Raw genomic sequence first — 1,141 nt, forward strand, 5'->3', positions numbered from 1 at the left:
GCAAGTGGCGCCACCTGTGGCGGGTCGCTGGCAGCTACGCCAACGTCAGTGTCTTCGATGTCGAGGACAACGCCGAACTCCAGGAAATCATCAGTGGCCTGCCGCTGTTCCCTTACATGGAAATCCGTGTCAAACCGCTATGCCGTCATCCATCGTCCATCCGTGACGACGATAGCTGACCGAAAGCTTGACAGGACCCAACTACGCCAGTTCACAGCAGGCAACGACTACAACAAGTGAGGTAACGACCATGACCGTCAAGATCTTCGAGACTTCAGAGGTTCAAGACTTCCTGAAGACTGTCAGCGGCCTCGAGCAGGCCGGCGGCAACGAGCGCGCCAAGCAGATCATGCATCGCCTACTCTCTGACCTGTACAGGCTGATCGATGATTTCGATGTCAGCCCTGAAGAGTACTGGTCCGCTGTCAGTTTGCTCAACTCCCTGGGCGGCCAGACGCAGTTCGGTCTGCTCTCGCCGGGTCTGGGCTTCGATCACTACCTGGACATGCGCCAGGACGCCATCGACGCCGAGGCCAAGCGAAACGGCGGCACGCCGCGCACCATCGAAGGTCCGCTTTACGTGGCCGGTGCGCCCGAGGCCGAAGGCTTCGCGCGAATGGATGACGGGCAGGACACAAGCGGCGAGACCATGTGGTTGACCGGTCAGGTTCGTGACGTCGACGGTAGTCCGGTTGCCGGGGCCAAGGTCGAGATCTGGCACGCCAACTCCAAGGGGGGGTACTCCTTCTTCGACAAGACCCAAAGCGAGTACAACCTGCGCCGCACCATCATCACCGACAGTGAAGGGCGCTATACCGCGCGTAGCATCATTCCATCCGGCTACGGCGTGCCGGAAGGTGCCCCGACCGATCAGGTTCTCAAGTCGCTGGGGCGTCATGGCGAGCGTCCGGCGCACATTCATTACTTCATTTCTGCACCGGGCCATAAGCATCTGACTACTCAGATCAACCTGGCCGGCGATCCCTACACCTTCGACGACTTCGCCTTCGCTACCCGCGAGGAACTTGTGGTCGAGGGTAAGCGCATCGAGGACCCGGCTGAGATTACCAGGCGTGAGCTGGAGGGTCCGTTCACCGAAGTGGTGTTTGATGTCGAACTGGCCCGAACCGATGCGCCCGAA

General features: G+C 60.2%; 2 protein-coding genes. Both read left to right on the forward strand.

Annotated elements, in window-relative coordinates:
* The coding region (locus MHM84_RS21385) for a muconolactone Delta-isomerase family protein (protein WP_275445899.1) at positions 1–179 on the forward strand (179 nt) is incomplete at its 5' end.
* A 71-nt stretch (positions 180–250) separates the two neighbouring features.
* On the forward strand, positions 251–1,141 hold an 891-nt coding region (gene catA, locus MHM84_RS21390), incomplete at its 3' end, for a catechol 1,2-dioxygenase (RefSeq protein ID WP_239269103.1).

The sequence above is a fragment of the Halomonas sp. McH1-25 genome (genome assembly GCF_022348165.1).
Classification (GTDB): domain Bacteria; phylum Pseudomonadota; class Gammaproteobacteria; order Pseudomonadales; family Halomonadaceae; genus Modicisalibacter.